The 25,864-nt window shown below is 63.4% G+C and carries 23 protein-coding genes, 2 tRNA genes and 1 pseudogene; 7 read left to right on the top strand and 19 right to left on the bottom strand.

Annotated features, from left to right (window positions below):
• Position 1: 1 nt before the first annotated feature.
• The 4 genes and pseudogenes from C7443_RS07180 to C7443_RS07165 form a co-directional block, all read right to left on the bottom strand.
• Entirely contained in the window at positions 2-1,906 is a 1,905-nt protein-coding gene (locus tag C7443_RS07180; RefSeq protein ID WP_110018038.1) for an ATP-binding protein, read from the bottom strand.
• Positions 1,887-3,200: an SIR2 family protein gene (locus tag C7443_RS07175; protein WP_110017908.1), complete on the bottom strand. Its 1,314-nt coding sequence runs from the start codon at positions 3,198-3,200 to the stop codon at positions 1,887-1,889. Before C7443_RS07175 ends, C7443_RS07180 begins: the two co-directional genes overlap by 20 nt.
• Positions 3,197-4,513 (bottom strand): DUF2130 domain-containing protein, encoded by a 1,317-nt coding sequence (locus C7443_RS07170; RefSeq protein WP_246004582.1) that lies wholly within the window; start codon positions 4,511-4,513, stop codon positions 3,197-3,199. Before C7443_RS07170 ends, C7443_RS07175 begins: the two co-directional genes overlap by 4 nt.
• 63 nt (positions 4,514-4,576) lie before the next feature.
• Positions 4,577-5,698, bottom strand: a pseudogene (locus C7443_RS07165) (IS3 family transposase).
• A 240-nt stretch (positions 5,699-5,938) separates the two neighbouring features.
• Between C7443_RS07165 and C7443_RS19835 the strand changes: the two are divergent.
• Positions 5,939-7,426: a P-loop ATPase, Sll1717 family gene (locus tag C7443_RS19835; RefSeq protein WP_146213252.1), complete on the top strand. Its 1,488-nt coding sequence runs from the start codon at positions 5,939-5,941 to the stop codon at positions 7,424-7,426.
• A 152-nt stretch (positions 7,427-7,578) separates the two neighbouring features.
• On the opposite strand, the gene C7443_RS07155 is transcribed toward C7443_RS19835, so the two are convergent.
• Positions 7,579-8,400, bottom strand: coding sequence for a sugar-binding transcriptional regulator (locus tag C7443_RS07155; protein ID WP_246004593.1), 822 nt, complete (start codon positions 8,398-8,400; stop codon positions 7,579-7,581).
• A 94-nt stretch (positions 8,401-8,494) separates the two neighbouring features.
• On the opposite strand from C7443_RS07155, the gene C7443_RS07150 reads away from it, so the two are divergent.
• A complete protein-coding gene (locus C7443_RS07150; protein WP_110017906.1) occupies positions 8,495-9,388 on the top strand; it encodes an IS5 family transposase in 894 nt (297 codons plus the stop codon).
• Between the two features lie 198 nt (positions 9,389-9,586).
• A complete protein-coding gene (locus tag C7443_RS07145) occupies positions 9,587-9,958 on the top strand; it encodes a hypothetical protein (RefSeq protein ID WP_110017905.1) in 372 nt (123 codons plus the stop codon).
• 4 nt (positions 9,959-9,962) lie between these two features.
• Here C7443_RS07145 and C7443_RS07140 read toward each other — a convergent pair whose 3' ends face one another.
• The 13 genes from C7443_RS07140 to C7443_RS07080 form a co-directional block, all read right to left on the bottom strand.
• Complete coding sequence (locus C7443_RS07140; protein WP_110017904.1) at positions 9,963-10,817, bottom strand: F0F1 ATP synthase subunit gamma; 855 nt, start codon at positions 10,815-10,817, stop codon at positions 9,963-9,965.
• The gene (locus tag C7443_RS07135; protein WP_110017903.1) at positions 10,804-12,342 is read right to left on the bottom strand and encodes an alternate F1F0 ATPase, F1 subunit alpha; all 1,539 of its coding nucleotides are present in this window, start codon (positions 12,340-12,342) and stop codon (positions 10,804-10,806) included. The genes C7443_RS07140 and C7443_RS07135 overlap by 14 nt, the downstream gene beginning before the upstream one ends.
• Positions 12,335-13,126 carry a F0F1 ATP synthase subunit B family protein gene (locus C7443_RS07130; RefSeq protein WP_110017902.1) on the bottom strand — a complete coding sequence of 264 codons (792 nt, stop codon included), beginning with the start codon at positions 13,124-13,126 and terminating at the stop codon, positions 12,335-12,337. Before C7443_RS07130 ends, C7443_RS07135 begins: the two co-directional genes overlap by 8 nt.
• Before the next feature lie 2 nt (positions 13,127-13,128).
• On the bottom strand, positions 13,129-13,410 hold the full coding sequence (locus C7443_RS07125; protein ID WP_110017901.1) for a F0F1 ATP synthase subunit C: 282 nt from the start codon (positions 13,408-13,410) through the stop codon (positions 13,129-13,131).
• Positions 13,411-13,421: 11 nt separating this feature from the next.
• Positions 13,422-14,099, bottom strand: a complete 678-nt coding sequence (locus C7443_RS07120) for a F0F1 ATP synthase subunit A (RefSeq protein WP_110017900.1) — start codon at positions 14,097-14,099, stop codon at positions 13,422-13,424.
• Positions 14,096-14,386: an ATP synthase subunit I gene (locus C7443_RS07115; protein ID WP_110017899.1), complete on the bottom strand. Its 291-nt coding sequence runs from the start codon at positions 14,384-14,386 to the stop codon at positions 14,096-14,098. The genes C7443_RS07120 and C7443_RS07115 overlap by 4 nt, the downstream gene beginning before the upstream one ends.
• The gene (locus C7443_RS07110; RefSeq protein WP_110017898.1) at positions 14,383-14,721 is read right to left on the bottom strand and encodes an AtpZ/AtpI family protein; all 339 of its coding nucleotides are present in this window, start codon (positions 14,719-14,721) and stop codon (positions 14,383-14,385) included. The genes C7443_RS07115 and C7443_RS07110 overlap by 4 nt, the downstream gene beginning before the upstream one ends.
• The gene (locus C7443_RS07105) at positions 14,718-15,110 is read right to left on the bottom strand and encodes a F0F1 ATP synthase subunit epsilon (RefSeq protein WP_110017897.1); all 393 of its coding nucleotides are present in this window, start codon (positions 15,108-15,110) and stop codon (positions 14,718-14,720) included. Before C7443_RS07105 ends, C7443_RS07110 begins: the two co-directional genes overlap by 4 nt.
• Entirely contained in the window at positions 15,107-16,510 is a 1,404-nt protein-coding gene (gene atpD, locus C7443_RS07100) for a F0F1 ATP synthase subunit beta (protein WP_110017896.1), read from the bottom strand. Before atpD ends, C7443_RS07105 begins: the two co-directional genes overlap by 4 nt.
• A gap of 94 nt (positions 16,511-16,604) precedes the next feature.
• Positions 16,605-17,702: a patatin-like phospholipase family protein gene (locus tag C7443_RS07095; RefSeq protein ID WP_110017895.1), complete on the bottom strand. Its 1,098-nt coding sequence runs from the start codon at positions 17,700-17,702 to the stop codon at positions 16,605-16,607.
• 159 nt (positions 17,703-17,861) lie between these two features.
• Positions 17,862-19,805: a bifunctional diguanylate cyclase/phosphodiesterase gene (locus C7443_RS07090; protein WP_170123531.1), complete on the bottom strand. Its 1,944-nt coding sequence runs from the start codon at positions 19,803-19,805 to the stop codon at positions 17,862-17,864.
• Between the two features lie 202 nt (positions 19,806-20,007).
• Positions 20,008-20,083, bottom strand: a tRNA-Glu gene (locus C7443_RS07085).
• A 29-nt stretch (positions 20,084-20,112) separates the two neighbouring features.
• Positions 20,113-20,188 (bottom strand) — tRNA-Glu (locus tag C7443_RS07080).
• A gap of 75 nt (positions 20,189-20,263) precedes the next feature.
• Between C7443_RS07080 and pcnB the strand changes: the two genes are divergently transcribed.
• The 4 genes from pcnB to panC all read left to right on the top strand — a co-directional run bounded on the left by pcnB (position 20,264) and on the right by panC (position 24,025).
• On the top strand, positions 20,264-21,598 hold the full coding sequence (gene pcnB, locus C7443_RS07075) for a polynucleotide adenylyltransferase PcnB (RefSeq protein ID WP_110017893.1): 1,335 nt from the start codon (positions 20,264-20,266) through the stop codon (positions 21,596-21,598).
• A gap of 23 nt (positions 21,599-21,621) precedes the next feature.
• Positions 21,622-22,218, top strand: coding sequence for a 2-amino-4-hydroxy-6-hydroxymethyldihydropteridine diphosphokinase (gene folK, locus C7443_RS07070; RefSeq protein WP_110017892.1), 597 nt, complete (start codon positions 21,622-21,624; stop codon positions 22,216-22,218).
• Between the two features lie 81 nt (positions 22,219-22,299).
• On the top strand, positions 22,300-23,121 hold the full coding sequence (gene panB / locus C7443_RS07065; RefSeq protein WP_110017891.1) for a 3-methyl-2-oxobutanoate hydroxymethyltransferase: 822 nt from the start codon (positions 22,300-22,302) through the stop codon (positions 23,119-23,121).
• A gap of 55 nt (positions 23,122-23,176) precedes the next feature.
• A complete protein-coding gene (gene panC / locus C7443_RS07060; RefSeq protein ID WP_110017890.1) occupies positions 23,177-24,025 on the top strand; it encodes a pantoate--beta-alanine ligase in 849 nt (282 codons plus the stop codon).
• A 70-nt stretch (positions 24,026-24,095) separates the two neighbouring features.
• Here the strand turns inward: panC and C7443_RS07055 are convergent, their stop codons facing one another.
• Positions 24,096-25,709: an electron transfer flavoprotein-ubiquinone oxidoreductase gene (locus C7443_RS07055; protein WP_110018036.1), complete on the bottom strand. Its 1,614-nt coding sequence runs from the start codon at positions 25,707-25,709 to the stop codon at positions 24,096-24,098.
• Between the last annotated feature and the right edge of the window lie 155 nt (positions 25,710-25,864).

Below are 25,864 nucleotides of genomic sequence, written 5' to 3'. Positions count from 1 at the left end.
TTTAGGGTGTCGGTTTCGTTGGTGCAGTTGTACCTGCGTCCGGGTCTTGCGTGCGCCACGCTTCGACAAGAGGCTTGTAGTTCTCATTTTGCACGGGTTCCGTCCAGCCACCGCTTCGTATGCGCTTACCAGTTGGGTCTTTAGGAACGACGACCATCGGATCGTCACTGTCGGGGCGCCGACCCTCGCTAGGCCGATCAATAATCGCCCTGATAGGCATGTTGACCGCTTCTCCGACCACCAGCGCTTCGCCGGTGCGTAGTACCGGCAGCATTGAGAACAATCCTTTGAGGTTGTCTGAAGCACAAGAAGTGACTTGCGAGCGATCCGAGTCGTTCGTTAGCCGCATTGCTATGACGGTTCCACATTGAGACAAAATCGTGGGATCAACTTCGGCGGGACGTTGGCTGACTAGCATCAAGCCAACGCCGTACTTCCGTCCTTCCTTTGCGATACGTCGTGCGGCGTTCGCTGCGCGACTTTTCGACTGTGCTCCCAGATATACATGCGCTTCCTCTAGCACGATCATCAGCGGCCTTTGCCGGCCGCCCTCGGGTTTCTGTCGCCCCCAAAATACGGCATCGTAGAGAATGCGAAGCACAGCTCCAACGAGATCATCAACAACCGAAGTGGGAATCCCCGAGAGGTCGAAGACAGAGATTGGAGCGTCCGCGCCTATCCACTCTGTAAGCAGTGCATCAAGGTCTGCGGCAGTTGAGTTGTCCTTGGCGACGGACCATCTGCCTGGGCGAAAGAGGAACTGCATCCGAGGATCGCGGAGCTTGCTTTCCAAGACGTCCAAGTGCGAGCGCGGCATGTCGGCGTAAAGGCCGGCGTAGACTTTGTCCGTATCGCTCTTGTCGTCTTTAAGTGCTAGAAACCGTGGGCGCTCAAGCTTGTCCGCATCCCCGACCATCTTCGCTGGGGGCGTGCCTTCCTCGGCGTAGGCGCGCGTGTTCTCGCTCTGGTTCTGGTTCTTGCTAACACTGTGACTCGCGCAATGCAGCGAGTACAAGTCATGCCAGAGTTGATAAACAGAGAATGGCAACGGTGTGTCGATTGTCACCGAGAGGTCTGGCAATCCATGAGCAACACCGCCAGCTTTGGATGCTTTCTTGCTTGCAAGTAGTCTCTCTTGCAGCAACGTCAGCGGAGTCGAAGTGACAGACCCCATCGACATCGAAATGAATTCTTCGGCTGTCAACGCCCAGAACGGCACGTGCAGCTCACGCTCTCCGGCTTGGGTATCCGCACCGACTCTGAAGACTCTGGCTAGATTGCCAAATGCCTTTCCATATTCGCCGTGAAGGTCAAACAACACGACGCGGGCTGACTTGAAGTGGTTCCGATCCGATACGGCGCCGAGCAAATTTGCAACCGCATTGGACTTGCCGGCGCCGGTGCTTCCGACGACTGCAGAATGACGACTGACGAGCCGATTCAGGTCAAGATAAGCGCGAATCGACTCGGCGCTGGCAACGCGGCCAATCGCAACGTACCCGTCTTCGTCGCCTGGAGCGTAAACGGTCTTGAGGTCCGACTCGGTGACTACGTGAACCGTGTCGCCGATGGATGGGTATTGAGCTATGCCTCGCTCAAACTTCGTGCCTCGACGCCCTTGGCCGACCAGCTCCACACGGAGCCACCGATTGCCGAACTGTGGAGCAAGTTCGAGAGGTCCAGGCGCAGCTCCTGCACCAACTTGGGAGATCACCCCGTAGAGGTCAACATAGCCGGAGGGGATGCGAACGAACCCGCCGACTTGGCCGACTTGGTACGCCTCTCCGTTGACAAAAAGGAGTCCTCCCGGCGTGTTTTCTTCGAGTTTTACACTGATGCTCGATCCATCGACATTCTCCACGGTGCCGAGCCGAGAAGGGGCCAAGTTAGACGGTGGCGTATGCATCGGAAGCGCCCCCACCGCAAAGTTGCTCCAAGAACAGTCCGAAGTAATGAAAATCTCCGAGGCGGCAGCGCGGCACGCGATCTTTCGGATCGACGCCCGCGGCGGATTCCTCGGTCAACCACGGCGAGTTTTCATCGCCACCCGTCGTTCCGGGACGGTATCGTCCAGCACGTGTTCCCACCACTGCCCCGTCTAAGGCGAGTACGGTCAGATTGCTTTGCTTCGATGCGTATTCGACGACCCGGGGATGTGCGTCGAGACTGGAGTACATCAGGGCAAAGCACTGGGCGTTGCGGTTGCCGCGCAGGCCATCGAGCAGGATCTCATTCAGGTGGTCGTCGAGGAACGAATAGCCGCAGACGATCATCCGAGGTGCATCTTTCCCATGAAAGAAGGCCCGCAAACGATCGAGCATCGCCAAGTACGGCATGCGGCGGCTTTGGTCGTACTTCAAGTGTGATGGATAGATCATCACCTTTCCCGCCGCAGCGGCACGGGTGACCCGAACGATGCGTGTCACCGTCGTCGCGTTCACGGTCTCCTCGTTCTTTTCCCAGTTAATCGAACCGTGAAGTTTCCAGAGCCGCGTCCAGCGATTGGGAATCGCATCGTGTTCGATCGAAGAAAGATCGAACCAGGGTTCACGCGACCCGACAAATCCGTCGAAGTGTGGCAGTGGATGCTGCTCAAGAGCCTGCTCAAAGAGTAGGTCGTAGTTGGGCGTGAAAATCTCCGCAGGCCAATCTCGCTGGACGCCGCCGATCCACGAGGCAAAACGATTGTAAGAGTTTCGATAGGTTGGGAGACTCTTGCTGATCTCGTTGGCGATCAGTGTGCAAATCGCCTCATCGAGATCGGTAAGGTTCTTTTTTGTCATCCCGAGGATTTCTGCGTTCCCTCGGCGATTGGCCAATGCCCGGAGTTCTGTCAGAACGTCCTCGACTGTTGGCTCTTTTCCATCAGACGGTCTGCACTCTCCATACATCGCGTCCCAATGTGTCTTGAACTTAGAGGCGGCACTAGGCGCACTGTCGATGGCTTGCAATCCATTGGCGACCCGGTTGGTCAACTCGACGACAGCGGGAATTAGTACGACGCTATTCTTACCAGCCGCGTCGTAGACGCCGAGAGGGCAGCCTGCACCAAGAAAGCAACCGATGCGCTGCTTGTCGTCCTGAAGAACTTGACGGAGATTCCTTGCCTGCTGAGCGGCATCGTGGAGCTGCGACAGTGCCGGTGCGGGAGGCGCAGTTGGAACGGCCGATGCTACGCCCGGGGTTGGTCCGGTTGTCATTGTGGCAACTCTCCTTGGTTGTCATCGCCCGGACCTGGCAATGCCGCCAAGCTCAAGCCTTCGATTTCCTGCAACGTCTTTCCTGCTATGCCTTGAAGGTCACCATACATTCCAACCGTGGCGACCATGACCCGCTCGATTTGCTCGTCGCGTTTCGCCCATTGTTTCATGATCGCCTTGCGCTCCCTGTCTAAGTCATCTTTCATCGAAGAAAAGGCTTCGACGATCGCCTCGACGCGGTGACGAAATCTAGGGCCGGTGAGGTACTGATAGACCATTTCTGTCTTTGTTTGCTGCCCTTCACCGACTTGTCGCGCGATGCCTATTTCGAGCAGCGTGTGACGCAGAATAGTGGCTACCGGCAATGCAGCGCGGGGTGTGGTTACCCATACGCCGTCCACGACGTCAAATGTCTCGATGCCTTTCGGTAGCGCCTGGCTAACAAGAATCGACACTTCCGCCTTGGCGGCTCGCTGATCGTCGCGCAACTTGGTAAGCCAGCCATCGCTCCAGTTCTTGGTGCGCTTTGACTCCCAGAGAATTGCTCCGCTTGGCTGCCCGGTAGAGTTGTTGACGCGCTGAAGCACGTCACCGCCAAACTCGCCTTTAGCGACTGGCTCAATGGAGTCGAACGGGAATTTTGCTCGCAGGAGGCTTTCTAGATCCATCTCCTGAACCTCCCCCTGCAACTGTTGAGAGCCTTGCTCGGCTTTCTGCTTCAGCTCCTCGATTTTCTGTTGCATGGAAGCGATCGTCTGATCTTTCTCCAACACCTTGAGCTTGAGGCTGTCCTCGGCTTCTCGTTTTGCGGACGTACGAACGTCGTTTAGGTTCTCTTGAACACGCTTTTCTACGGTGAGTTCAAGCTCCCGCTTTGCATCATCCAGCTCGCGCTGTTTCTTGATTAGCTCGGCCTGCGCGTTTTGTGCTTCGGCCAGTTTCGCGTCTCGGGCCTTCAGCACTTCTTGCAGATCGACAAGCTCGCGCGCCTTTGCTTCCAACTCAGTCGCTGCGGCAAGTCGTGCCTTCTTGGCTTCTTCGGCTATGACACGTTCGCGCTCAGTTTTTAGCTGAGCAGCAACTTGATCCGCGACTTGTTCGTCTAGGGTGCGTCGTGCATCGAGAATATGCTTCTCTCTATCGCGTATGTTCTGCTCTCGCTTGGCAACGTCCTCGTCTTTCTGGCGTAGTTGCTGCTCGTACTGCTGGCGAGTTGCGGCAATCAACGGAGCCGCAAGCGATTCAGTCAGGCGAATTTCCGTCTTGCAGTTCGGACATATGATCTTCGGGTCCGATATTGACGTGCTATTCATGACTTCTTGCGCCCTGTCTTGGTGACGCCATTGACATCGAAAGGTAGCGACGTCCCCCCGTTTTCAGTAGCAGGGAGCTTTAGAGTCCGTGGGTAATTTACCCGATTTCTGGGTAAGTGATTTGGCATAGGCTGCGGGCGTCAAGCCGCCCAGGGATTTTTTCGGTCGCTCCTCGTTGTATTCACGGCGCCAGCCCTCGATGACGACCTGGGCATGGCGCAGACTGGTGAACCAGTGTTCATTCAGGCATTCATCCCGGAAACGCCCATTGAACGATTCGATATAGGCGTTCTGATTGGGCTTACCCGGCTCGATGAGAAAGAGTTGAACGCCTCGAGCATGCGCCCAGGCCAGTATGGCCCGACTACAGAACTCCTTGCCGTTATCCGTCCGAATCGCCTTGGGCAGGCCTCGCGTCTTGGCTCACTGATCGAGCGCTCTGGTGAGTTGCATGCCCCCCATCGCGCGTTCGGGAACAATCGCTACCGCCTCGTGCGTAGCATCATCCACAACGGTCAGGCTTTTGATGACTCGCCCCTCCGCCGTCCGGTCGAACACGAAATCCATTGACCAGACCTGATTGGCCGCCGAAGGGCGCTCTAGCGGGTGACGATCCGACACCGGGATCTTCTTCCGCTTTCGCCTTCTCACTTGCAGACCAGCCTCGGCGTAGAGCCGATCCACCCGCTTGTGATTCCACCACCCTGCCGGCCTGCCGCAGCTTCAGATAGATCATCCCGGCTCCGTAGCGCCGATGGCGTTGAGCGAGCATGACGATCTTCTCCTTCAAAGCAGCATTGCGATCCGTCGCCGGCCGCTAACGGAATGAGCTCGGACTCATCCCGACGAAACGCAATGACTTTCGCTCGCTGAGTCCCTTGTCGATCAGATAGCGCACCAGATCACGTCGTGACGGTGCGCTCACCACTTTTTTCGCAGGGCTTCCTTGGCGATCTCATTTTCCAGCATCGTTTCGGCCAGTAGCTTCTTCAAGCGCGTGTTTTCCGTTTCGAGCTCCTTGAGCCGCCTGGCGTCCGACACACTCATTCCGCCGAACTTGCTGCGCCAGAGGTAATAGCTTGCCTCTGAGAATGCGTGCTTGCGGCACAACTCCGCTATCGGCATTCCGGCTTCTGCTTCCCGCAGGAAGCGAATGATTTGTTCTTCAGTGAAGCGCTTCTTCATGTCCAATCTCCTTGTCGTGAGGGATTGGACTCTAATGTCGGGCACTACTCAATTCCGGGGGATGTCGTTATAATCAAATAATACGACGAAGAGTGACATGCCTTCAGTTAATAAATTTGTTGCAGCACCCGGCATGTTCTTGGAGTTTGAATAGTCTAAATCGGCAGGCCTAGTGAACAACTGGCTTGGCCTCACTTCTCCCTTATGTCTCTAGCCACCAACCAATTAAGGAAAAAGATCGTGCGCCATCTTCAGAGCTTGGTTAAGTACTTTAAGGGAGGAAGCGCAGAAGAGGAGAAAGAGATTCGAGGAGAGGTGTTCGTTCCACCTGGCAACCTAAGCTCGCTCCTTAGCTTCGATTTTCACTCTAGCGTAATCCTGCTGGGTAACAAAGGGGTTGGTAAGTCGATATTCGTGAATGTACTTCACGAAGCTTATTTACGAAACGGCGAACTCTCCGTACTCATAACTCCCAGCGATCTGGAGTGCGACCCCATTCTATCCAAGAAAACTCTTGCAGACAGGAAGGCCGCCGCTTACGGCCAAATATTGCGTTCAACAGCAGGAATTATCGGAAAACACTCAAACGAGAACGAAATCGCCATTAATTCTGACGTAGTGGCACTTCAAAAATTGGCAATCAAAGAAGGCTTTTCTAAGCCAGATCTTGTTACGAAATTTTCAAAAATTCTGACAAAGATAACGCCACATGGAGGAAAGATTGCCAAAGCGTTATTGGATGAACAGGCGAACATCCTTGGGAAGAACAATCTTACTGATGTGATTGACAAATATCTCACGGATCGGGGCCAAACGTTATGGCTGTTTGTCGATGATATTGATGAGGCAGTAGCTAAGAATTCGAAAGGCGTATTCGACTATGGCGCATGTTGGGCTATTGTCTCGGCGGCGATTGAGCTATCTGAGGATATCTCATCTCTGAAATGTGTGGTTTCAGTTCGATCTGATATTTGGCATTTGATGACGCGTACTCATGGTCACGGCACAGAGAGGAGAGACAAACTGGGTCAAATATATGAGCTTAAATTTAGTGAAGACGAGCTTCGCAGCATCTTTAAAAAGCGCATCGGCCTTGCCGCCGCCAATGCAAAATCGCGGAGCGGTATATCGACATTCTTCCAACAGAGCACTATTACACTTCCTGGCATAAATGGTGACAAGCGAAGCTGGGATCAATGGCTTGCGAAGATTGCTCGATTCCGCCCAAGGGATATGGTAAAGGCTGTTCAGATGCTAATCACGGCGGCAAAGGAAAGCCAAAGTAATTTAATCGGAGATGCACAAGCACATTCGATTCTGCTGGATTTTGGCACTCAGCGCATTGAGAACATTGTCGATGAGTATGGCCAAATATGTCCACAGATCAGAGAAGTAGTTAACGACCTGACAGAACAAACATCATATAAATTCATCGAAATTCTCGACTTGCTGAAGCAGATCCCAAGCAGAAGGGCGACTCTCATCGATGGTATCGGAATGCAACCAACAAATGAGCATGCCGTCGCACTGCTTCGAATTCTTCACATGGCCTGCTTCATCAACCCACGAATTGGCCCTGACGATAACTACGATCACCTCAATTACAACGAATACCCGAATATCGTTGATATGGCTAAGTTCAATGATCTTCAAAAGTACAAATGGCAAATACACCCAACGTTTCATACATACGTTGTCGAACAACAAAAGAAGAATAGATTTCGGTGATTTCAAGACGCGCGAAGGTCTGCTTTTCAAAAGGCGACGGTCCGTTTAGGGTCGATTCGAGTCGGTCAAGTACACGCGATTCGGGGTCTGCTGTCTGCGATTTCGAAGCCAGAACCGCCGCTCGGTGATTTTAGCCGCTAAATTTTGGGGTCTTACCCCTCCAGCAGGAGCAGCTTGGGGCAAGCCACTAGTGATTTCAGTGCTTTCGATACTGCCTGGCGTTTGATGCTCAGTTTCTGCGCTATCTCCGACTGATTGAGTCCATCCCACTGGAGTATCAGCATTTGCTTTTTGCGGTCTGATAGCTTCGAGTCCACCATCAAGCGCGCTTGGTTGCGCAGTTCCCCTTTGTCGGCTGGTTGTACAGTCTGGCTCAGCAGGTACTGGTGGAAGTAACGATCCACCAGCGGGTCGCCTGACGCCGCTTGTGGCGTGCCTCGGTTCGCGCATTGGCGGTTAAGTCGGCCAAGTTCCATGTCGAATTGTGCGACAGATCGCTTTGCTCGCCTATAAGCCAGGTTGGATGCCCCGCTGGGCAGTTGGGGCTGATGGTCAGTGCAATACTTGGTGCTCAATCGTAGATTGTCATCGTTGCCGCGCACTTGAGAAACATCATCTGCAAATGACTTTAGTCCGGCAGGTTTCCCACAGAAGCGGCAGAAGCTTCTTGAGCGGGTTCCATTTAAACCACGCATAGTCGCTTTCTTGGGGCGCTTGCACGCGCAGCTACAAGCCAAATCGGCTAAAGATTCGATTGTTGCGATAAAGCACCGATCCCTTGAGTCGTGTTGATCCACTGTTTTGATAAATCGACGCAGCAACTCTCGTTGCAGGCGAACCATGGCATCAAGTCCCACCAGTCGAATGATCTCGCTGAAGTCGGTGCCAGTTCCGGCACCTGGAACAAAGCTTGAATAACGCGCAGGAAGGGTGGTCATGTAGGGGCGTTGGTGCATGAATCCCCCTGCAACCATCGTCGCTTGGTGACGATTGCCCGCCTGAACCGGTCGCGTGGCGGACATGACCAACACCGCCCTCGATACCTGAAAGCCGAAGACCGACTACCGCGTGCGCAACTGGTCCGAGTACGAGGCGGCGCTGGTACAGCGCGGCAGCCTGACGCTATGGATCGATGAGGCGATGCTGGCCGGCTGGCACGAGTCGCAGCGCACGGGCCGGCGCGGAGCGTCGTGCATCTATTCGGAGACGGCTATCCAGTGCGCACTGACCGTGCGGGTGCTGTACCGCTTGCCGCTGCGGGCGGCCGAGGGGCTGCTGCGCTTGATCCTGCAACTGATGGGGGCGGATCTGGCGGTGCCGGATCACACGACGCTGTCGCGTCGCGGGCGGACGCTGAACGTAGCGATCGAGCGCCGGGCAAGCGAGGCGCCGCGCCATCTGCTGATCGATTCGACCAGGCTGAAGGTGTTCGGCGAGGGCGAGTGGAAGGTACGCAAGCACGGCGCAGACGATCGCTGCGTCTGGAGAAAACTGCATCTGGCGGTCGACGCGGCCACGCACGAAGTGGTGGCGGCGCTGGTGACGGAATCGAGTGTCGGTGACGCCGAGGTGCTGCCGGAACTGCTGGCGCAAGTCTTGGCCGACGGTGCTCACGACACGCGTGCCTGTCATGACCTGCTGCTGGAGCGCAAGGCCAGCGCCGCCATCCCGCCGTGCGCCAATGCCGCCGCCTGGGCGGCGCTGCCCGACGGCCGGGTGCACCCGCGCAGCGCAGCCCTCGAAGTGATCGAGCGCGACGGACTCAAGGCCTGGAAGCAGCCGATCGGCTATCACCGCCGCTCGCTCGCCGAGACGGCGATGGGCCGCATCAAGGGGCTGTTCGGGGATCACCTGCAGGCGCGGTCGTGGGACGGGCAGGTCAACGAGTGCTACCTGCGCGTCGCGGCCATGAACAGGATGACCCGCCTTGGTATGCCGCTCAGTCAGGCTAGGCACAGGTAAAATCCGTCCGGGGTTGGGGAAACTCGGCCGGCGGATTATTCATGCACCAACGCCGTTCTGCGCTGCTCGCTACACAGCCATCCGGTGTGTGGATGGCTGTGTAGCGGTTTTTGCTGGTCTGTGGCCAGCGAACGATGGCCGCGGTCTGCGGTCGCTAAAAGTGGCGGATGTCCGCCGGCGCTGAGCGGTGTCGTATCGATGCACGGGCGAATCGTCCTCTGGTTGCTGTTGCTGGTCCTCTGGGGCTGCGGTGAGCCGTCGCCGGATGTGATCGTCGACGTGCAGCCGGGCGGGCTGGCGCAGGCGCTGGCCGAGCATGCCGATGCGGGCGGGCGGGTCGAGTATCGGGTGCGTAAGCGCGAGGGTGTGCTCGATCCGAGCGTGACCGATCTCGAAATTCTGGCCGAGGACTGGCTGTTCTACCGCCGTCGGGTGCGGCGGCTGGAGCAGGATGGCGATGATGTCGGTGTCATCGATGCCCGTGCGCGGCTGGCGCAGATCGAGCACTGGCTGGCTGATTACGATCCGGCTGATGTCACTGCGATGAAGCGCTGGATCCGCAAGCGCTGAGTGCTCAGCGCGCCATCGCTTCGAAGCCGGCGACAAGGTCGAGCAGCTCGCCGGTGATCGCTTCCTGTCGCGCCTGGCGAACCTCGCCGTCGAGGCCGGCGAGGCGCTCGGTGATGTGATGCTCGGCGGCTTCCATCGTCAGCAGCCGGCTCTGGTGTTCGCTGGCCAGGGCCTCGGCGAGGGCGCGGTACAGACGCACGAACAAGTGTTCTTCGAGCAGCGCTTCGAGCAATGTCGCTGCCGGCTGGCCGAAGCCCGGCGTGCGTGCGGCGTGCGGCCAGGGGCGGGCGCGCAGTTCGGTGAGCGCTGGCGGCAGCAGGGTCAGTGCCTGCGGCTGGTGCGGATCACCGAGCTGGATGCGCGGGTGCCAGAGCTGCACCTGCACGCCGGCCTGCTGCTCGCGCCAGCCGGCGAGCACGCCGAGCACGGCGGCGACGGTCGTCGTCAGGCCGCTGGCGGCGACCGGTGCCGGCAGGCGTTCGAGCGGATGCAGGCCGGCGTCGGCACACAGATCGGCGAGGCGTTCACCGACGGCGAGCAGGCGCGACGGGCGGCAGCCGGCGGCGCGCACCGCCTCCAGCAGACCTTCGTTGAAATGCCCGCACAGGCCGTGGTCGCTGCCGAGTAGCACCAGCGCGGCGCGGCGGGGGTCGGCGGCCGCTTCGGCTGCCGGCGTGGGCAGTTCGGCCAGCACGGCGGCAAGGCCGCTGGCGACGTCGGCGTCGTAGTCGGCGAGGGCGCTGGCGGCACGCTCGCACTGACGAATGCTGACCGCGGACAGTGTCTTCATCGTGCGCACGATGCCGGCGAGCTCGCCGAGCGTGTGCTGGCGGCGTTGCAGTGCCTCAAGTGTCGGCATCGGGCGGTGCCTCGATGAACGGTGCCAGGGCGGCCCGGGCAAGCTTGAGCAGCGCCTGCAGCAGTGTCTCGTCCGCGGCGGCGCCGGCCTCGATGCGGGCGCAGAGGGAGGCTCCCTCCGTGGCGAGCGCTGCCAGCAAGGCTGACTCGGCGGCGTCGATGCGATCGAGCGGCACCTGATCGAACTCGCCGCGCGTCGCCGCCAGCAGCACGCCGATCTGCTGCGCCGCCGACAGCGGCGTGAAGCACGGCTGCGTCAGCAGCGCGCGCACGCGGCGGCCGCGTTCGAGCGTGGTGCGCGTGCTGGCATCGAGCCGGGTGCCGAAGCGGGCGAAGGATTCCAGTTCCTCGAACTGGGCGTAGGCGAGTTTCAGCGGCCCGGCGACGGCGCGGTAGGCCGGCAGCTGTGCCTTGCCGCCGACCCGCGACACCGAGCGGCCGAGCTCGACTGCTGGCAGCACGCCCTTGCGAAACAGCTGCGGCGACAGATAGAGCTGGCCGTCGGTGATCGAGATCAGATTGGTCGGGATGTAGGCGGCGAGGTTTTCGGCTTCGGTTTCGATGATCGGCAGTGCGGTCAGCGAGCCGCCGCCGAGCGCCGGGCGCAGGTGCGTCGAGCGTTCGAGCAGGCGCGAGTGGATGTAGAAGATGTCGCCGGGATACGCCTCGCGCCCCGGCGGGCGGCGCAGCAGCAGCGACAGTTCGCGGTAGGCCTGCGCGTGTTTGCCGAGATCGTCGTAGACGATCAGCACGTCGCGGCCCTGCGCCATGAACCATTCGCCGATGCTGGTGGCGGCGTAGGGCGTCAGGTATTGCAGGCCAGGCGCGTCCTCGCCGGCGGCGACGACGACGACGGTGTGCTCCAGCGCCTGGTGCTCGCGCAGCGCGGCGATGACGCGGGCCACGGCCGAGCCGCGCTGGCCGATCGCGCAGTAGATGCAGACCACGTCGCGCCCGCGCTGATTGACGATCGCATCCAGCGCCAGTGCGGTCTTGCCGGTCTGGCGGTCGCCGAGGATCAGCTCACGCTGACCGCGGCCGATCGGCACCGCCGCATCGACCAGCTTCAGGCCGCTGGCCAGCGGCACGGTGACCGGCGCGCGCGCGCTGATCGGCGGCGCCGGCCGTTCGACCGGCAGGCGGGTGTTACAGCGTGGCGGCGGGGCGTCGTCAAGTGCGCGACCGAGGGCGTCGATGACGCGGCCGAGCAGCGCCGGGCCGACCGGCACGTCGACGACGCGGCCGGTGCGCTCGGCGCGGTCGCCGGCACCGAGGCCGTCGCGCTCGCCGAGCAGCACCACGCCGACTTCGTCTTCGTCGAGGTTGAAGGCGATGCCGTAGATCTCACCGGGAAAGCACACCAGCTCCATCGCTTCGACGCCGCGCAGGCCGCTGACGTGGACGACGCCGTTGCCGACGTCGGTGACGATGCCGGTTTCGCGCCAGCCCGGCGGGGCCGGCGAGGCCAGCGCGGCATCGAGGCCGGCGAACAGGGCCGCGCCGGGGCGGGCGCTGTCGTCAGCCATGGTGGGCCTCCGCCTGACTGCCCGCATTGGCCAGCGTCGCGGCAGCGTTGTCGTCGGCCTGCGCCAGACGCTCGGCCAGACCGTCGAGCCATTCGTCGCTGGTCCAGGCCAGGCGACGGTCGGCGAGGGCGAGGACGATGCCGGGTGCGAGCGTGGCTTCGCATTCGAAGTGGATGTCGAGCGCCTGCCCGGCCCAGGCATTCAGTCCCTCGCGCAGCACCTCCATCGTCTCGGCGGGCAGCGGCTCGCGGCTGATGATGCGACAGCCATCGTGCAGCGCGGCGCGGGTCGTCGCGTCGAGCGCCGTGCCGTGCAGGCGGGCGAGCAGGGCGCGGGCCATCGCGGTTTCCAGTCCGCAGGCGGCGAGTTCGTTGAGTGCGTGCCGGCACGCCGTGAGCAGGCGCTGTTCGAGTGCGCGCCGTAGCTCGCCGGCCTGATGCGCCTGCTCCTGCGCCAGACGCGCCTGCGCCTGGGCGCGGGCGGCTTCGGCCTCGCGGCGAATGGCGTCGAGCTGCCTGCTGCGCTCGCTGTCGAGTTCGCGCTGCAGGGTGGCGCGGCGTTCGGCTTCGAGTCCGTCGAGCGCGGCGAGGCGTTCGCGGTACTCGCCGGCGAGCTGCTCGGCGCTGGCCTTGGCCGCCTGCGCCTGCTGCTGCTCGGCGGCGATGCGCGCGCGGCGGCGCTCCATCGTCGCCAGCACCGGCGCATACAGCAGTTTTTTCAGCAGCCAGAGCAGCAGCGCGAAGTTGATCAGCTGCGCCGCGACGGTAAACACGTCGACGTGCATGCTCAGCCTCCGTGCGCAGCCTGCAGCAGGGCGTTCCAGAACGGGTTGGCGAAGATCAGGATCATCGAGACGACGAAGCAGTAGATCGCCAGCGATTCGATCATCGCCAGGCCGACGAACAGGGTGCGGCTCAGTGTCGGCGCCTCGTCCGGCTGCTGGGCAATGGCGGCGAGCGCCTGGGCGATCGCGCGTCCCTGCGCCAGTGCCGGGCCGAGCGCGCCGATGGCGATGGTCAGGCCGGCGGTGACGATGGAGACGACGGCGACGAGGGTGATGGCGTCCATGACGGGATTCCTCAGGACTGCGGGGGACGGGCCGCGGTGCCGGCGGCGATGTAGACCATCGCCAGCACCGCGAAGATATAGGCCTGCAGCAAACCGGTGATCAGGCCGAGCAGGTGCATCAGCACCGGAAAGATCAGCGGCGCGACGCTGAGCAGGATGGCGATGATCACCGAGTCACTCATGATGTTGCCGAACAGGCGCACGGCAAGCGCCAGCGTGCGCGACAGCTCACTGATGATGTGCAGCGGCAGCATCAGCGGCGTCGGCTTCAGGTACTCGGCGAAATAGGCGCGCACGCCCGAATGGCGGATGCCGAACCACGGCACCGCGGCGAACACCGCCAGCGCCAGCGCCGCCGTCGTCGACAGCGAGGCGGTCGGCGGCTCGAAGCCGGGCACGACGCCGAGCAGGTTGCTGACGGCGATGAACAGAAACAGCGTGCCGACGAACGGCAGGTAGGCGGCCGGGTCCTGCTGGGCGATGTCGCGCAGCTGGTCGCGCAGGGCTTCGACGACGGCTTCGAGCAGGTTCTGCAGCGGCCCCGGCGTGTCGGCGTCGCCGAGCTGGCGGCGGCCGAGCAGCGCCAGCGTCAGCAGCAGCGCCATGACGATCCAGGTGTTGATCAAGGTGGCACTGACCGGCAGCGGGCCGAGCCAGGCGTAGACGAGGGCGTCGGGGGTGATGTTCATGGACGTGAGTCCTGCGGCTGCAGGCCGCCGAGGCGCTGGCTGAGCAGCCAGCGGGCGAGGATGAAGCCGCCGAGTGCGGCGAGCAGGCGCAGCGGCGCGCCGGCCATCAGCCACCACAGTCCGCCGAGGCTGACGGCGATGCGCAGCCCGCTGCTGGCGAGCAGCCAGAGGGCCGGTCGGGTGCGCTGGCGCAGCAGGCGCAGGCTCAGCCACAGCCCGCCGAAGTGCAGCAGACCGAGGACGAAGCCGCCGCCGGCGATCGCCAGCCAGGTGAAAAGCGGAGTCATCGGCGGGCCTCGTCGTCTGGCGGGTCATTGCTCTCATCGTCGCGGTGGCTTTCGCGCTGCAGCCATTGCCAGCCGCCGAGGCAGCCGAGGGCGAGGCCGGCGAGCAGCAGGGTCAGCGTCCACGACGCCGGCCCGCCGACGCCGCGGTGATCGAGCCAGTGGCCGAGCAGCGCGCCGGCGACGGTCGGCAGCGCGATCATCCAGCCGACGGCGCCGACCATGCCGATCCACGGGTGGAACGCGCCGCGCCGCTGCGCCCGCAGCCGGCGGCGGCAGTCGCGGCCGAGATCGCGGGCGATGCGCCGGTCGCGCGGCGGCAGCGGACGCTGGCTCATGGCTGGCGGCCACTGAGATCGACGAAGCGGCGCACCACGCCGGCTTCGAGCCGGGCCAGCGCATCGCGCGTGCCGCGGGTGAGTTCGTCGACGCGCAGAAACTCGCGTTCGACGACGCGTTGCAGCTGCGCGAGATCGTCGCCGGCGACGGCGCGGCGCACGCTGACGCGTACCTCGTCGGCGCATTTGAGCAGCACGCCGCTGTCGACGGCGAGGTGGTGCTCCTGGTCCTGCGCATCGGTCCAGGCGAGCAGGCCAGGCGGCAGCACCGTGACCCAGTCGCGATGACGCGGCAGCAGGCAGAAGCTGCCTTCGCGGCCGACCGCACGCACGCGGATCACCTCGGCCGTGAGCAGTTCGCGGTCCGGCAGGCGCACGTGCAGTTTCATGGCTGCGCCGCCTGGCGCGCGGCACGCGCCTCGTCGAGTGCACCGATCATGAACAGCGCCGATTCCGGCCAGTCGGCGCAGGCATCGGCGAGGATCGCTTCGCAGTCGTCGAGCACCTGCGCCAGCGCCACGCTGCGCCCGGTCTGCCCGGTGAACTGGCCGGTGGTGAAAAACGGCTGCGTCAGGTAGCGCTCCAGCCGGCGGGCGCGGCTGACGGTGGCGCGGTCGGCGGCGGAGAGCTCCTCCAGGCCGAGCATGGCGATGATGTCCTTGAGCTCCTCGTACTCGGCCAGCGTGCGGCGCACGGCGCGGGCGATGCGCTCGTGGCGCTCGCCGACGATCGCGGCCGACAGCATCTTCGAGTCCGAGGCCAGCGGATCGACCGCCGGATACAGGCCCTGCGCCGCGCGCTTGCGCGACAGCACCACGGTGGCCGACAAGTGCGAGAAGGTCGCGCTCGCCGCCGGATCGGTGAAGTCGTCGGCCGGCACATAGACCGCCTGCACGGAGGTGATCGCACCGCGATCGGTGCTGCAGATGCGCTCTTCGAGCTCGGCCAGCTCGGTGGCCAGCGTCGGCTGATAGCCAACGCGTGAAGGAATCTGCCCCATCAGCCCGGAGACTTCGGCGCCGGCCTGGATGTAGCGGAAGATGTTGTCGATCAGCAGCAGCACGTCCTGCCCGGCGCTGTCGCGAAAGTGCTCGGCGACCGCCAGCGCGGCGTGGCCGATGCGAAAGCGTGCCCCGGGCGGTTCGTCCATCTGCCCGAACAGCAGCACGGCATGGTCGAGCACGCCGGCCTGCTGCATTTCGCGCTGCAGTTCCTCGGCCTCGCGACAGCGTTCACCGATGCCGCAGAACAGGCTGATGCCGCGGTACTGGCCGACCATGTTGTGGATCAGCTCGGTGATGACCACGGTCTTGCCGACGCCGGCGCCGCCGAACAGCCCGGCTTTGCCGCCGCGTTCGAGCGGGCAGAGCAGGTCGATGACTTTGATGCCGGTGAGGAACACGTCGTTGGCGACACGCCGGCGGGCCAGCGGTGGTGGCGGCTGGTGGATCGCCCGCCGCGGCAGCGTCGCCGGCAGCGGCGGGCCGTCGTCGATGGTGTTGCCGAAGACATCGAGCATGCGCCCGCGCAGCGCGTCGCCGACCGGCACGCTGAGGCCGCCACCGCTGTCGCGGATGGTTGCGCCACGCGCCAGCCCCTGCGTCGGCGCCAGGGCGATGCCGCGGATGGTGTCGGCGCTCGGGTGACCGCTGACCTCGACGGCGATGCTGTCGCCCGCGCCGGTCACCAGCAAAGTGCCGAGCGGTGGCAGCGGCGGCGGGAAACGGGCATCGATGACGCTGCCGCGTATGGCCGTGATGACGCCACGGCGTCCGCTCTCGCCGTTCATGCCGGAAACTCCCTGCGGCCGTTGCTCTGTGGCTAAGCCTAGCTCCGAACGCGGCCGCTCGGCTGATGCCGGTCAATCGCTGTGTAAGGCGGCTTCAGGCGGTGCCGAACACCGTGGCCAGACTGACACTGGAGCGTGTGCCGAGATCCTTGCGGTGCTGGCCCAGCCAGGCATCGGCGGCCGCGTGGCCGTGTTCGTGCAGCTTTTCGAGGAATTCGCGCTCGGCGTTGAGTTTGCTGACCTGGCTCAGTTCCTCGATCACCGGATCGGGTTCGAGCAGATGGAAATGCGTCTGCGGCAGACGGCCGTCGCGCTCGTCGCGGGCCAGCCACTGCATTTCGCGCAGGAAGCCGGCGTTGAAGCTGATCTCGCTGGCGCGCGAGATGATTTCCTTGGCGCTGCGCACTGGCGTGTCCCGCTCCAGCGGGCTGAGCAGCAGCACCATGATGTCGCTGCAGTGGCCCTCGTCGACCAGTGGGTAGACCACCGGATTGCCGCTGTAGCCGCCGTCCCAGTAGGGCTCGCCGTCGATCTCTACGGCGTGGTGCAGTGTCGGCAGGCAGGCCGAGGCAAGCAGGGCATCGGCGTTGATCTCGTCGTTGCGAAACACCCGCAGCGAGCCGGTGCGCACGCGGGTTGCCGAGATGAACAGGCGCGGGCAGGCGGGCTTGCGCAGGGCATCGAAGTCGATGTGCTCCTCGACCACCTGGCGCAGCGGGTTGATGTTTAAGGGGTTGAGTTCGTAAGGCGAAAACACGCGGGTCAGCGCCAGCAGGCTGCGCATCGAGGGCGAGACTTCCCCTTCGCCGAGGCCGGTCAGGCTGTCCCACGGCATCGATACCGAGCGCGCGGCTTCGGACACCGCGGTCCAGAATTCGGCAAGCGCCTGCTGTGCACGCTTGCGACCGCCGAGTGCAAGACCCTGCGCGCAGACGACGGCGTTCATCGCGCCGGCGCTGGCGCCGCTGATCGCACTGATGTCGATACGCGGCTCTTCGAGCAGGCGGTCGAGCACACCCCAGGTGTAGGCGCCGTGTGAACCGCCGCCCTGCAGTGCCAGACCCAGCTGGATGCCTTCGGTTTTGCGGCGTACCCGCGGCTTGGTCTTTGCGGGTTCGGTGTCCGGTGCTTTCCATGGCGTGAGCCACCACCAGCTGAACAGTTTGTCGGTGGCTTCTTTGAGTGCGTCCATCGATGACCTCCGTATGTGACGCCTCTGCAGGGCGGGTGTAATGCTGCATCGCAGCATTACACATCCATGGATCATGCCGATGACAATAAGTTCTGGATTCCGCAGAGCCTGTGGATCTGGCAAGCGCTCTTGCCGCACACCTGCAGTGCCTGCTCTGCTTCAGAGCAGACTGCCGAGGGCTTGCGGATGGGCCAGTGCGTGGCCCTGCAGGCCGTCGATCCCCAGTTCGCGCAGATCCGCGGCTTCGACGCTGGTTTCGATGCGCTCGGCGATGACCTTGACGCCGATGCTGTGGGCGGTGTGCACCAGGGCCTCGATAAAAGCACGCTGCGCCGGTTCGCGGTCGATGCCGCGCACGAAACTGCCGTCGAGCTTGAGGTACTCGACGCCGAGCCGGGACAGGTAGTCGAGCGAAGGAAACTGGCGGCCGACATGGTCCAGACCGAAGCGGCAGCCGAGCCGGCGCAAGGTGGCGACGAAGGCGATGCCGCGTTCGAGATCGCTGAGCACGACTGATTCACGCGTCTCAAAGATCAGCCAGGGTGCCAGTCCGGCATGACGTCCGAGTTCGATGGCGAGGAAATCAAGGAATCCCGGATCGGCGAGCGCCGCTGCCGAGAGGTTGACCGCGAGCGGCCGACGGGCCTGCAGCAGCTCGTCGAGCACCAGCAGCACGATCAGGCGATCGAAGTCAGCGGCGAGGCCGAGGCGCTCGGCGACTGGAAAGAACAATCCGGCATTCAGGGGCGTGTCTTCGCCGGCGACCGGCAGGCGGGCGAGGGCTTCATGGTGCAGCACCGAGCCATCACCGGCGAATACCGTCTGCCCGACCAGCGCAAGGTGCTCGTCCTCCAGGGCTTTGTGCAGCAGCTGTGGCCAATCGCGGCGCGGTGCCGCAGTGATCTCGGCGGCGTTCACGTCCGTGTCCTGCCACCAGCGGCGGGGTTCCTGTTCAGCGCGTGCCAGCGCCGCATCCGCGCTGCGCAGCAGTGCTGCGGGATCGGCCGCCGCCTGGTAGTGAGTAATACCGATGATCGGGGCGAAGGCCGGGTCGGTATCGGCCAGTTCGTCGAGGGTCTGCAGCAGTTCCTCGGCCAGCTGGCGCGGTTCGTCACCGGGCGACAGTCCGCTGGCAAGCAGGGCGAAGTCGGCACCGCGCAGCCGGGCGGCAGCCCAGCCGTCCTGACGGCTGCCAAAGGCGGCGAGGCGTGCCGCGACCTCGCGCAGCCAGCGGTCGGTGGGGGCGAAGCCCTCCTGGCGGTTGCGTTCGTCGAGACGCGGCAGGCGCAGCAGCAGCAGGGCGCCGTAGCCATTTTCATCTTCCGCGTACAGCGCTTCGTGCAGTCGGCCTTCGAACCAGCGGCGGTTGGGCAGACCGGTGGTGCGGTCGCTGAGCACCTGTTGACGCAGGCGTTCGCAGCGGGTGGCGGCATCACGAAAATCCAGCTGCATGCGCGCGACCAGCCGGTTCATCGCTTGGATGACTGGTGCCAGTGTCGAGGTCGTTGGTGGGGCGGGCAGCGGTTCGAAACGGTTGTGCAGGATCGCACTGGCCTGCTCGGCGATCTGCGTCAGGGTCTGCAGCTGGCGGCGCAGCAGCAGCAGGGCGAGCAGGCAGGTGGCGACACCGATCAGCAGCAGCCAGCCGCCGACTTCGCGGGCGGCGCTCCACAATTCGCCGATCGCCGCGGTCGGGTCGGGCTCGACGGCGACGCGCGCGACGTTGCGCCAGCCGTTCCCGGTGGTGGCGTTGACCACGATATTGGGCAGGTTCATCAATTGTGCGAACCAGGCCGGGGCGAGGGCGGGAGGCGTTTGTTGCGGGCGGGCTTCGACGACAGGCGTGCCGTCGGTGAATTCGATGCGGATGTGGCGCACATGGCCTCCGCCGATGACGCCATCCGTCAGTCGCTTGGCGACCTCCTGATCGCCATTGGTGTTGGCCACGCCACGGCCGACGAACTCGGCGATCTGCGCGGCCTGATGACTGAGGCGCATCAGCACGTTGTCGCGGGCGATGAGGACGACAGCGGTGGTGGCACCGCTGATGGCCGTTGCCACGGCCAGCACGATGACCAGCAACAATCGATGAGAGATGGACATGTGGCGCCTCGACCCATGATCGCAGGGCATTCAGGCTAGCCGCATCGCGGGTCGGCGTCATCGCATGCCGGGTAAAAACGAGTCCGGCAGACGTAAGCCTGTGGCGGGATATATCGGGGTGGAGTGACGACCGGGGGAGGGAATTGTCGCCTGGATGCCGGTTTTGCACCCGAAATCTTCAGCGCTGCTTCTGGGCCGTGAGTGGCGCTCCCAAGGGGATTCGAACCCCTGTACCAGCCTTGAGAGGGCTGTGTCCTAGGCCACTAGACGATGGGAGCTTTAAGGCAGGGCGCTGGCCATAATGAGATGGCGCTCCCAAGGGGATTCGAACCCCTGTACCAGCCTTGAGAGGGCTGTGTCCTAGGCCACTAGACGATGGGAGCTTCAGGCTGGCGCCGGTAAGAAGCGGCGCGTATTATACGACCCTTTCAGCGCTACACAAGAGCCCTGTTTCAAGGATCCTGCCCTTGGAAGCGAATCGCCCAGACCTGCCCATTAGCATTCCCCGGTCCGAGCACTCCATCTCCCGATCACAGATCAGCCCGAATGCGCTCAAGGTGATGTACCGCCTGCGCGCGGCCGGTCACCGAGCCTGCCTTGTAGGTGGCGGTGTGCGCGATCTGTTGCTCGGGCGGGAGCCGAAGGACTTCGACGTCGGCACCTCGGCTCATCCCGAAGAGGTGTACCGGCTATTCCGCAATTGCCGCCTGATCGGCCGGCGCTTTCGTCTGGCGCATGTACAGTTCGGCAGCGAAATCATCGAGGTGGCCACCTTCCGCGCGCAGACGGCGGCCGAAGACGATGACGGGCCCGGCGTCGTCACCGACGATGAGGGCCGCATCCTCAGCGATAACGTCTACGGCACCATCGAGGATGACGCCTGGCGGCGTGATTTCACGATCAACGCGCTGTACTACGACATCGAAAGCTTTGCCGTACTCGACTACGTCGGCGGCATGGAGGATCTGCGTGCCGGCGTCATCCGCCTGATCGGCGATCCCGAACAGCGTTACCGCGAGGACCCGGTGCGGATGCTGCGGGCGGTGCGTTTCGCCGCCAAGCTCGGCATGCGCATCCATCCCGACAGTGAAGCGGCGCTGCATTCGCTGGCCCACCTGCTGCGCGACATCCCGCCGGCGCGCCTGTTCGACGAAGTGCTGAAGCTGTTCCTCGCCGGCTACGCGGTGCAGACCTTCGAGCTGCTGCGTCTGCACGGGCTGTTCCGCCATTTGTTTCCGGCGACCGACCGCTGCCTGCGTCGTGAGCTCTACGGCCACCCGCGGGTGCTGGTGACCCGCGCACTGACCAACACGGATGCCCGCATCGCCGAAGACAAGCCAGTGACACCGGCATTTCTGTATGCGGCGCTGCTGTGGGAGCCGGTACGCGCGCGTTTCGAAGTCCTGCTGGAAAGCGGCCTCCCGGTCGCCGAGGCGATGGAGCGTGCGGCCGACGAGATCGTCGGCATGCAGCTGGCGCATACGGCTTTGCCACGCCGCTTTGCGCTGCCGATGCGCGAGATCTGGATGCTGCAGCCGCGTTTCGCCGAGCTGAGCGGCAAGAAACCGCACCGTCTGGCGACACACCCGCGCTTTCGGGCGGCTTACGACTTCATGCTGCTGCGCGCGGCGAGCGGCGAACCACTCAGCGAGCTCGCCGAGTGGTGGCAGGGCTTCGTTACCCCGAAGGGTGAGGTGGCCGATGATGCCTGCAGTCTTGACAGCGAGGAGGCTGCACCGCGCCGCCGCCGGCGGACACGGCCACGACGGCCGCGGCCGGTCAGCGAATCGTAATCGCCACTGACGATGGGGGAAGCATGCGGACAGCGGCATTTATCGGCTTGGGAAGCAATCTTGAGGAGCCTTTGAGCCAGCTGCGGAGAGCGGCGATGGCACTGGGGGCGATCCCTGATTCGTGTTTGCAGGCCGTTTCACCGGCCTATCGCTCGGACCCGGTGGGCGGGCCGCCGGGCCAGCCGGATTTCGTCAATGCGGTTGCACTGCTCGATACCGGTCTTGAAGCCCATGCCCTGCTCGATGCGTTGCAGGACATCGAGCACGCACAACAGCGTGTGCGGGACGTGCGCTGGGGGCCGAGGACGCTGGATCTCGATCTGCTGGTGTTCGGCGAGCAGATGATCGCTGACGCCCGGCTGAACGTGCCGCATCCGCGTATGCATCAGCGCGCCTTCGTCCTGTATCCTCTCGCCGACATTGCCCCGGGCTTGTGCATCCCGGGGCACGGGTTAGTGCGTGATCTGCTCAGGACTTGCCCTTACGCAGGGTTGGATCGGCTGGAGGCCGGCATCATATCGGAGCAGCAAGGCACCCGAGTGGGGCAGGTGGAGGCTTGGGTGCAGGGATTTCTCGATCGTCGCGAGGTATCGGCGGCCGTCGCCGTCCGTCACTCGTGAAGCCGTCTTGCAATAGCGGGCCGACATGAACGTGTCGGGGGCGAGGCTTGGCCGGCGTGAGCTCGCCGGGAGGACATGACGATGTATACGGAGCAGCCGCGTTCGCGGCCGGTGACGGTTTCGACGCTGCGGCAGATGAAAGCGAATGGCGAGAAGATCGCCATGCTGACGGCTTACGACGCCAGTTTTGCCGCGATGATGGAGTCCGCGGGCGTTGATACGGTGCTCGTCGGCGATTCGCTGGGCATGGTGGCGCAGGGGCATGATGCGACGGTGCCGGTCAGTGTGGACGATATCGTCTACCACACCCAGATGGTGCGCCGTGGTTGCCGGATACCGCTGCTGATCGCCGACATGCCGTTTATGAGCTATGCGACCGTCGACATGGCGCTGCGCAATGCGGCCCGGCTGATGCAGGAAGGCGGCGCCCAGATGGTCAAACTCGAAGGCGGCCTGAACGTCGCCGAGACGGTGCGTCTGCTGGCAGCCAATGGGGTGCCGGTCTGTGCGCATCTCGGCCTGCAGCCGCAGCTGGTGCACAAGCTCGGTGGCTACAAGGTGCAGGGGCGCGAAGAGGCTGCCGCGCGGCGCATGCTCGATGATGCGCTCGCCCTGCAGGACGCCGGCGCCGATATGGTCGTGCTCGAATGTATACCGGCCGAACTCGGCGCACGCTTGACCACTGAGCTCGATATTCCGACGATCGGCATCGGCGCCGGTGTCGATTGCGACGGTCAGGTGCTGGTCTGCTACGACATGCTCGACATTACGCTCGGCAAGCGGCCGAAATTTTCCCGCAATTTCATGGATGGACAGAGCGGCGGCATTGCGGGTGCACTCCGCGCATATGTCAGCGCCGTCAAGGCGCGTGAATTTCCGGCGCCGGAGCACAATGTCGCCTGACTCCAGGGCCGGTGCGTGACGCCGGCCGTACTTCGTTTCTGAGGACTCTCCCCCAATGAATCGTGTTCATGGCATCGCCGAACTGCGCGAGCGCGTCGCCGCGTGGCGGCGGGACGGTCAGCGTGTTGCTTTGGTGCCGACGATGGGCAATCTGCACGCCGGACATGTCGCGCTGGTCGTGCGGGCCCGCGAGCTGGCGGATCGCGTGGTCGCCAGCGTGTTCGTCAACCCCCTGCAGTTCGGGCCGAACGAGGACTTCGGCAGCTACCCACGCACGCTGGATGCCGATGCGCAGCGCCTGCAGCCGGTTGGTCTGGACATACTGTTCGCGCCCGCGGTCAGCGACATGTACCCGCGTGGCGTGGCGGGGACGACGGTGGTCAAGGTGTCCGGCCTGACCGAGACCTTGTGCGGCCTGTCGCGTCCGGGGCATTTCGACGGCGTCACCACGGTGGTCAGCAAGCTGTTCCACATCGTGCAGCCGGATGTCGGCGTCTTCGGCGAGAAGGATTGGCAGCAGCTGCAGGTGATCCGTCGCATGGTGGCCGATCTGGACATGCCGATTCATGTCGAAGGGCTGCCGACGGTGCGCGAGGATGACGGCCTGGCGATGAGTTCGCGCAACGGCTATCTCAGTGCTGCAGAACGCGCCCTGGCGCCGGCTTTGTACGCGGCACTCGGTGCGGCGGCCGAGCGTATCCGCGAGGGGGAGCGCGATTACCCGCTGGTCGAAACGGCGCTGGCGGAAACGCTTGAAACGGCGGGGTTCCGGCCGGACTACGTGCAGGTGCGTCGTGCTCAGGATCTGGCCACACCGACGGCCGACGAGCGTGAGCTGCGCATTCTTGCCGCCGCCTGGCTCGGGCGCGCCCGCCTGATCGACAACGTTGGCGTGTCGGTCTGATCCCGCTGGCGGTGCTCCAACATGCAGAAGCCCCCTGACGGGGGCTTCGTTGTGTCTGGGGCCGCGCGGACTACATGCCCGGATAGTTCGGGCCGCCACCGCCCTCCGGCACGACCCAGTCGATGTTCTGCGTCGGGTCCTTGATGTCGCAGGTCTTGCAGTGCACGCAGTTCTGGCTGTTGATCTGCAGCCGCCGTTCTTCCCCTTCGCCAACGTATTCATACACGCCGGCCGGGCAGAACCGTGCTTCCGGACCGGAGTAGACCGGCCAGTTCACCTTCATCGGCACCGAGGCATCGCGCAGCTTCAGGTGGCAGGGCTGGCCTTCAGCGTGGTTGGTGTTGGAGATGAACACGCTGGAGAGCTTGTCGAAGCTGATTTTGCCATCGGGCTTCGGGTACTCGATCTTGTCGTACTCGGCCGCCGGCTTGAGGGCGCTGTGGTCGGCGTGATTGTGCAGGGTCCACGGCGCCTTGCCGCGGAACAGGTAGGTGTCGAGCGCACCGTAGGCGAAGCCGAGCACCAGACCGGCGCGGAAGGCCGGGCGAATGTTGCGCACGCGGTAGAGCTCCTCGTGCAGCCAGCTCTCCTTGAAGCGGCTGGTGTAGCTCACCGCCTCGGCGCTCGGGGTCTCGCTGGCGAGCTGCTCGAACACCGATTTGGCGGCGAGCATCGCCGACTTCATCGCCGTGTGCGTGCCTTTGACCTTGGGCACATTGAGGAAGCCGGCCGTATCGCCGATCAGCACGCCGCCGGGGAAGGTCAGCTTCGGCAGCGATTGCAGGCCGCCCTCGTTGAGGGCGCGGGCGCCGTAGGCCAGGCGCCGGCCACCCTCGAAGGTCGAGCGGATGTCCGGATGGGTCTTGAAGCGCTGGAACTCGTCGAACGGTGACAGCCAGGGGTTCTGGTAGTCGAGGCCGACGACGAAGCCGACGGCGACCTTGTTGTCCTCGAAGTGATAGAGGAATGAGCCGCCGTAGGTGGAAAAGTCCATCGGCCAGCCGACGGTGTGCATCGTCAGGCCCGGCTTGAACTTGGCCGGGTCGATCTCCCAGAGCTCCTTGATGCCGATGCCGTAAGTCTGCGGATCGGCACCTTCGCGCAGCTTGAAACGCTCGAACAGCGTCTTGGTCAGCGAGCCGCGGCAGCCCTCGGCGAAGATCGTCTGCTTGGCGCGCAGTTCGACGCCCGGCTCGAAGGCATCGGTGGGCTGGCCGTTGACGTCGCGGCCCATATCGCCGGTGGCGACGCCGGCGACCGCACCGTCGTCATCGTAGAGCACTTCGGCGCCGGCGAAGCCGGCATAGATTTCCACGCCGAGTTCCTCGGCCTGCTCGCCGAGCCAGCGGCAGAAGTTGCCAAGGCTGATGACGTAGTTGCCCTGGTTGTGCATCGTCGGCGGTACCGGCAGGCGGTACGAGGTCTGCTGTGTGAGGAACAGCAGTCGATCCTCGACGACCGGTGTGTGCAGCGGTGCGCCGCGCTCCTTCCAGTCGGGGAACAGCTCGGCAAGCGTGTGCGGCTCCAGGCAGGCGCCGGAGAGGATGTGCGCACCGATCTCTGAACCTTTCTCGATCAGACAGACCGCCAGCTCTTCGCCTTTCTCGGCAGCCAGCTGTTTGAGGTGGATCGCCGCCGTCAGTCCGGAGGGGCCTCCGCCGACTACGACGACGTCATACTCCATCACTTCGCGTTCCAAGTGCGCTCTCCTCTTCGATTTATGGACTTTATTGATGTGTCTGTACTTACGGCGCGGCATCGTAGCACTGGCGGGTTTATAGGTAAAAACCCTAGTGTTCTCTACCGCTGCGCTTATATGGACACCTCAAGAGCATGGTT

This window comes from Plasticicumulans acidivorans, assembly GCF_003182095.1.
Lineage (GTDB): Bacteria > Pseudomonadota > Gammaproteobacteria > Competibacterales > Competibacteraceae > Plasticicumulans > Plasticicumulans acidivorans.
The sequence above is the reverse complement of the archived record's forward strand: the minus strand, read 5'-3'. Positions and strand labels throughout refer to the sequence as shown.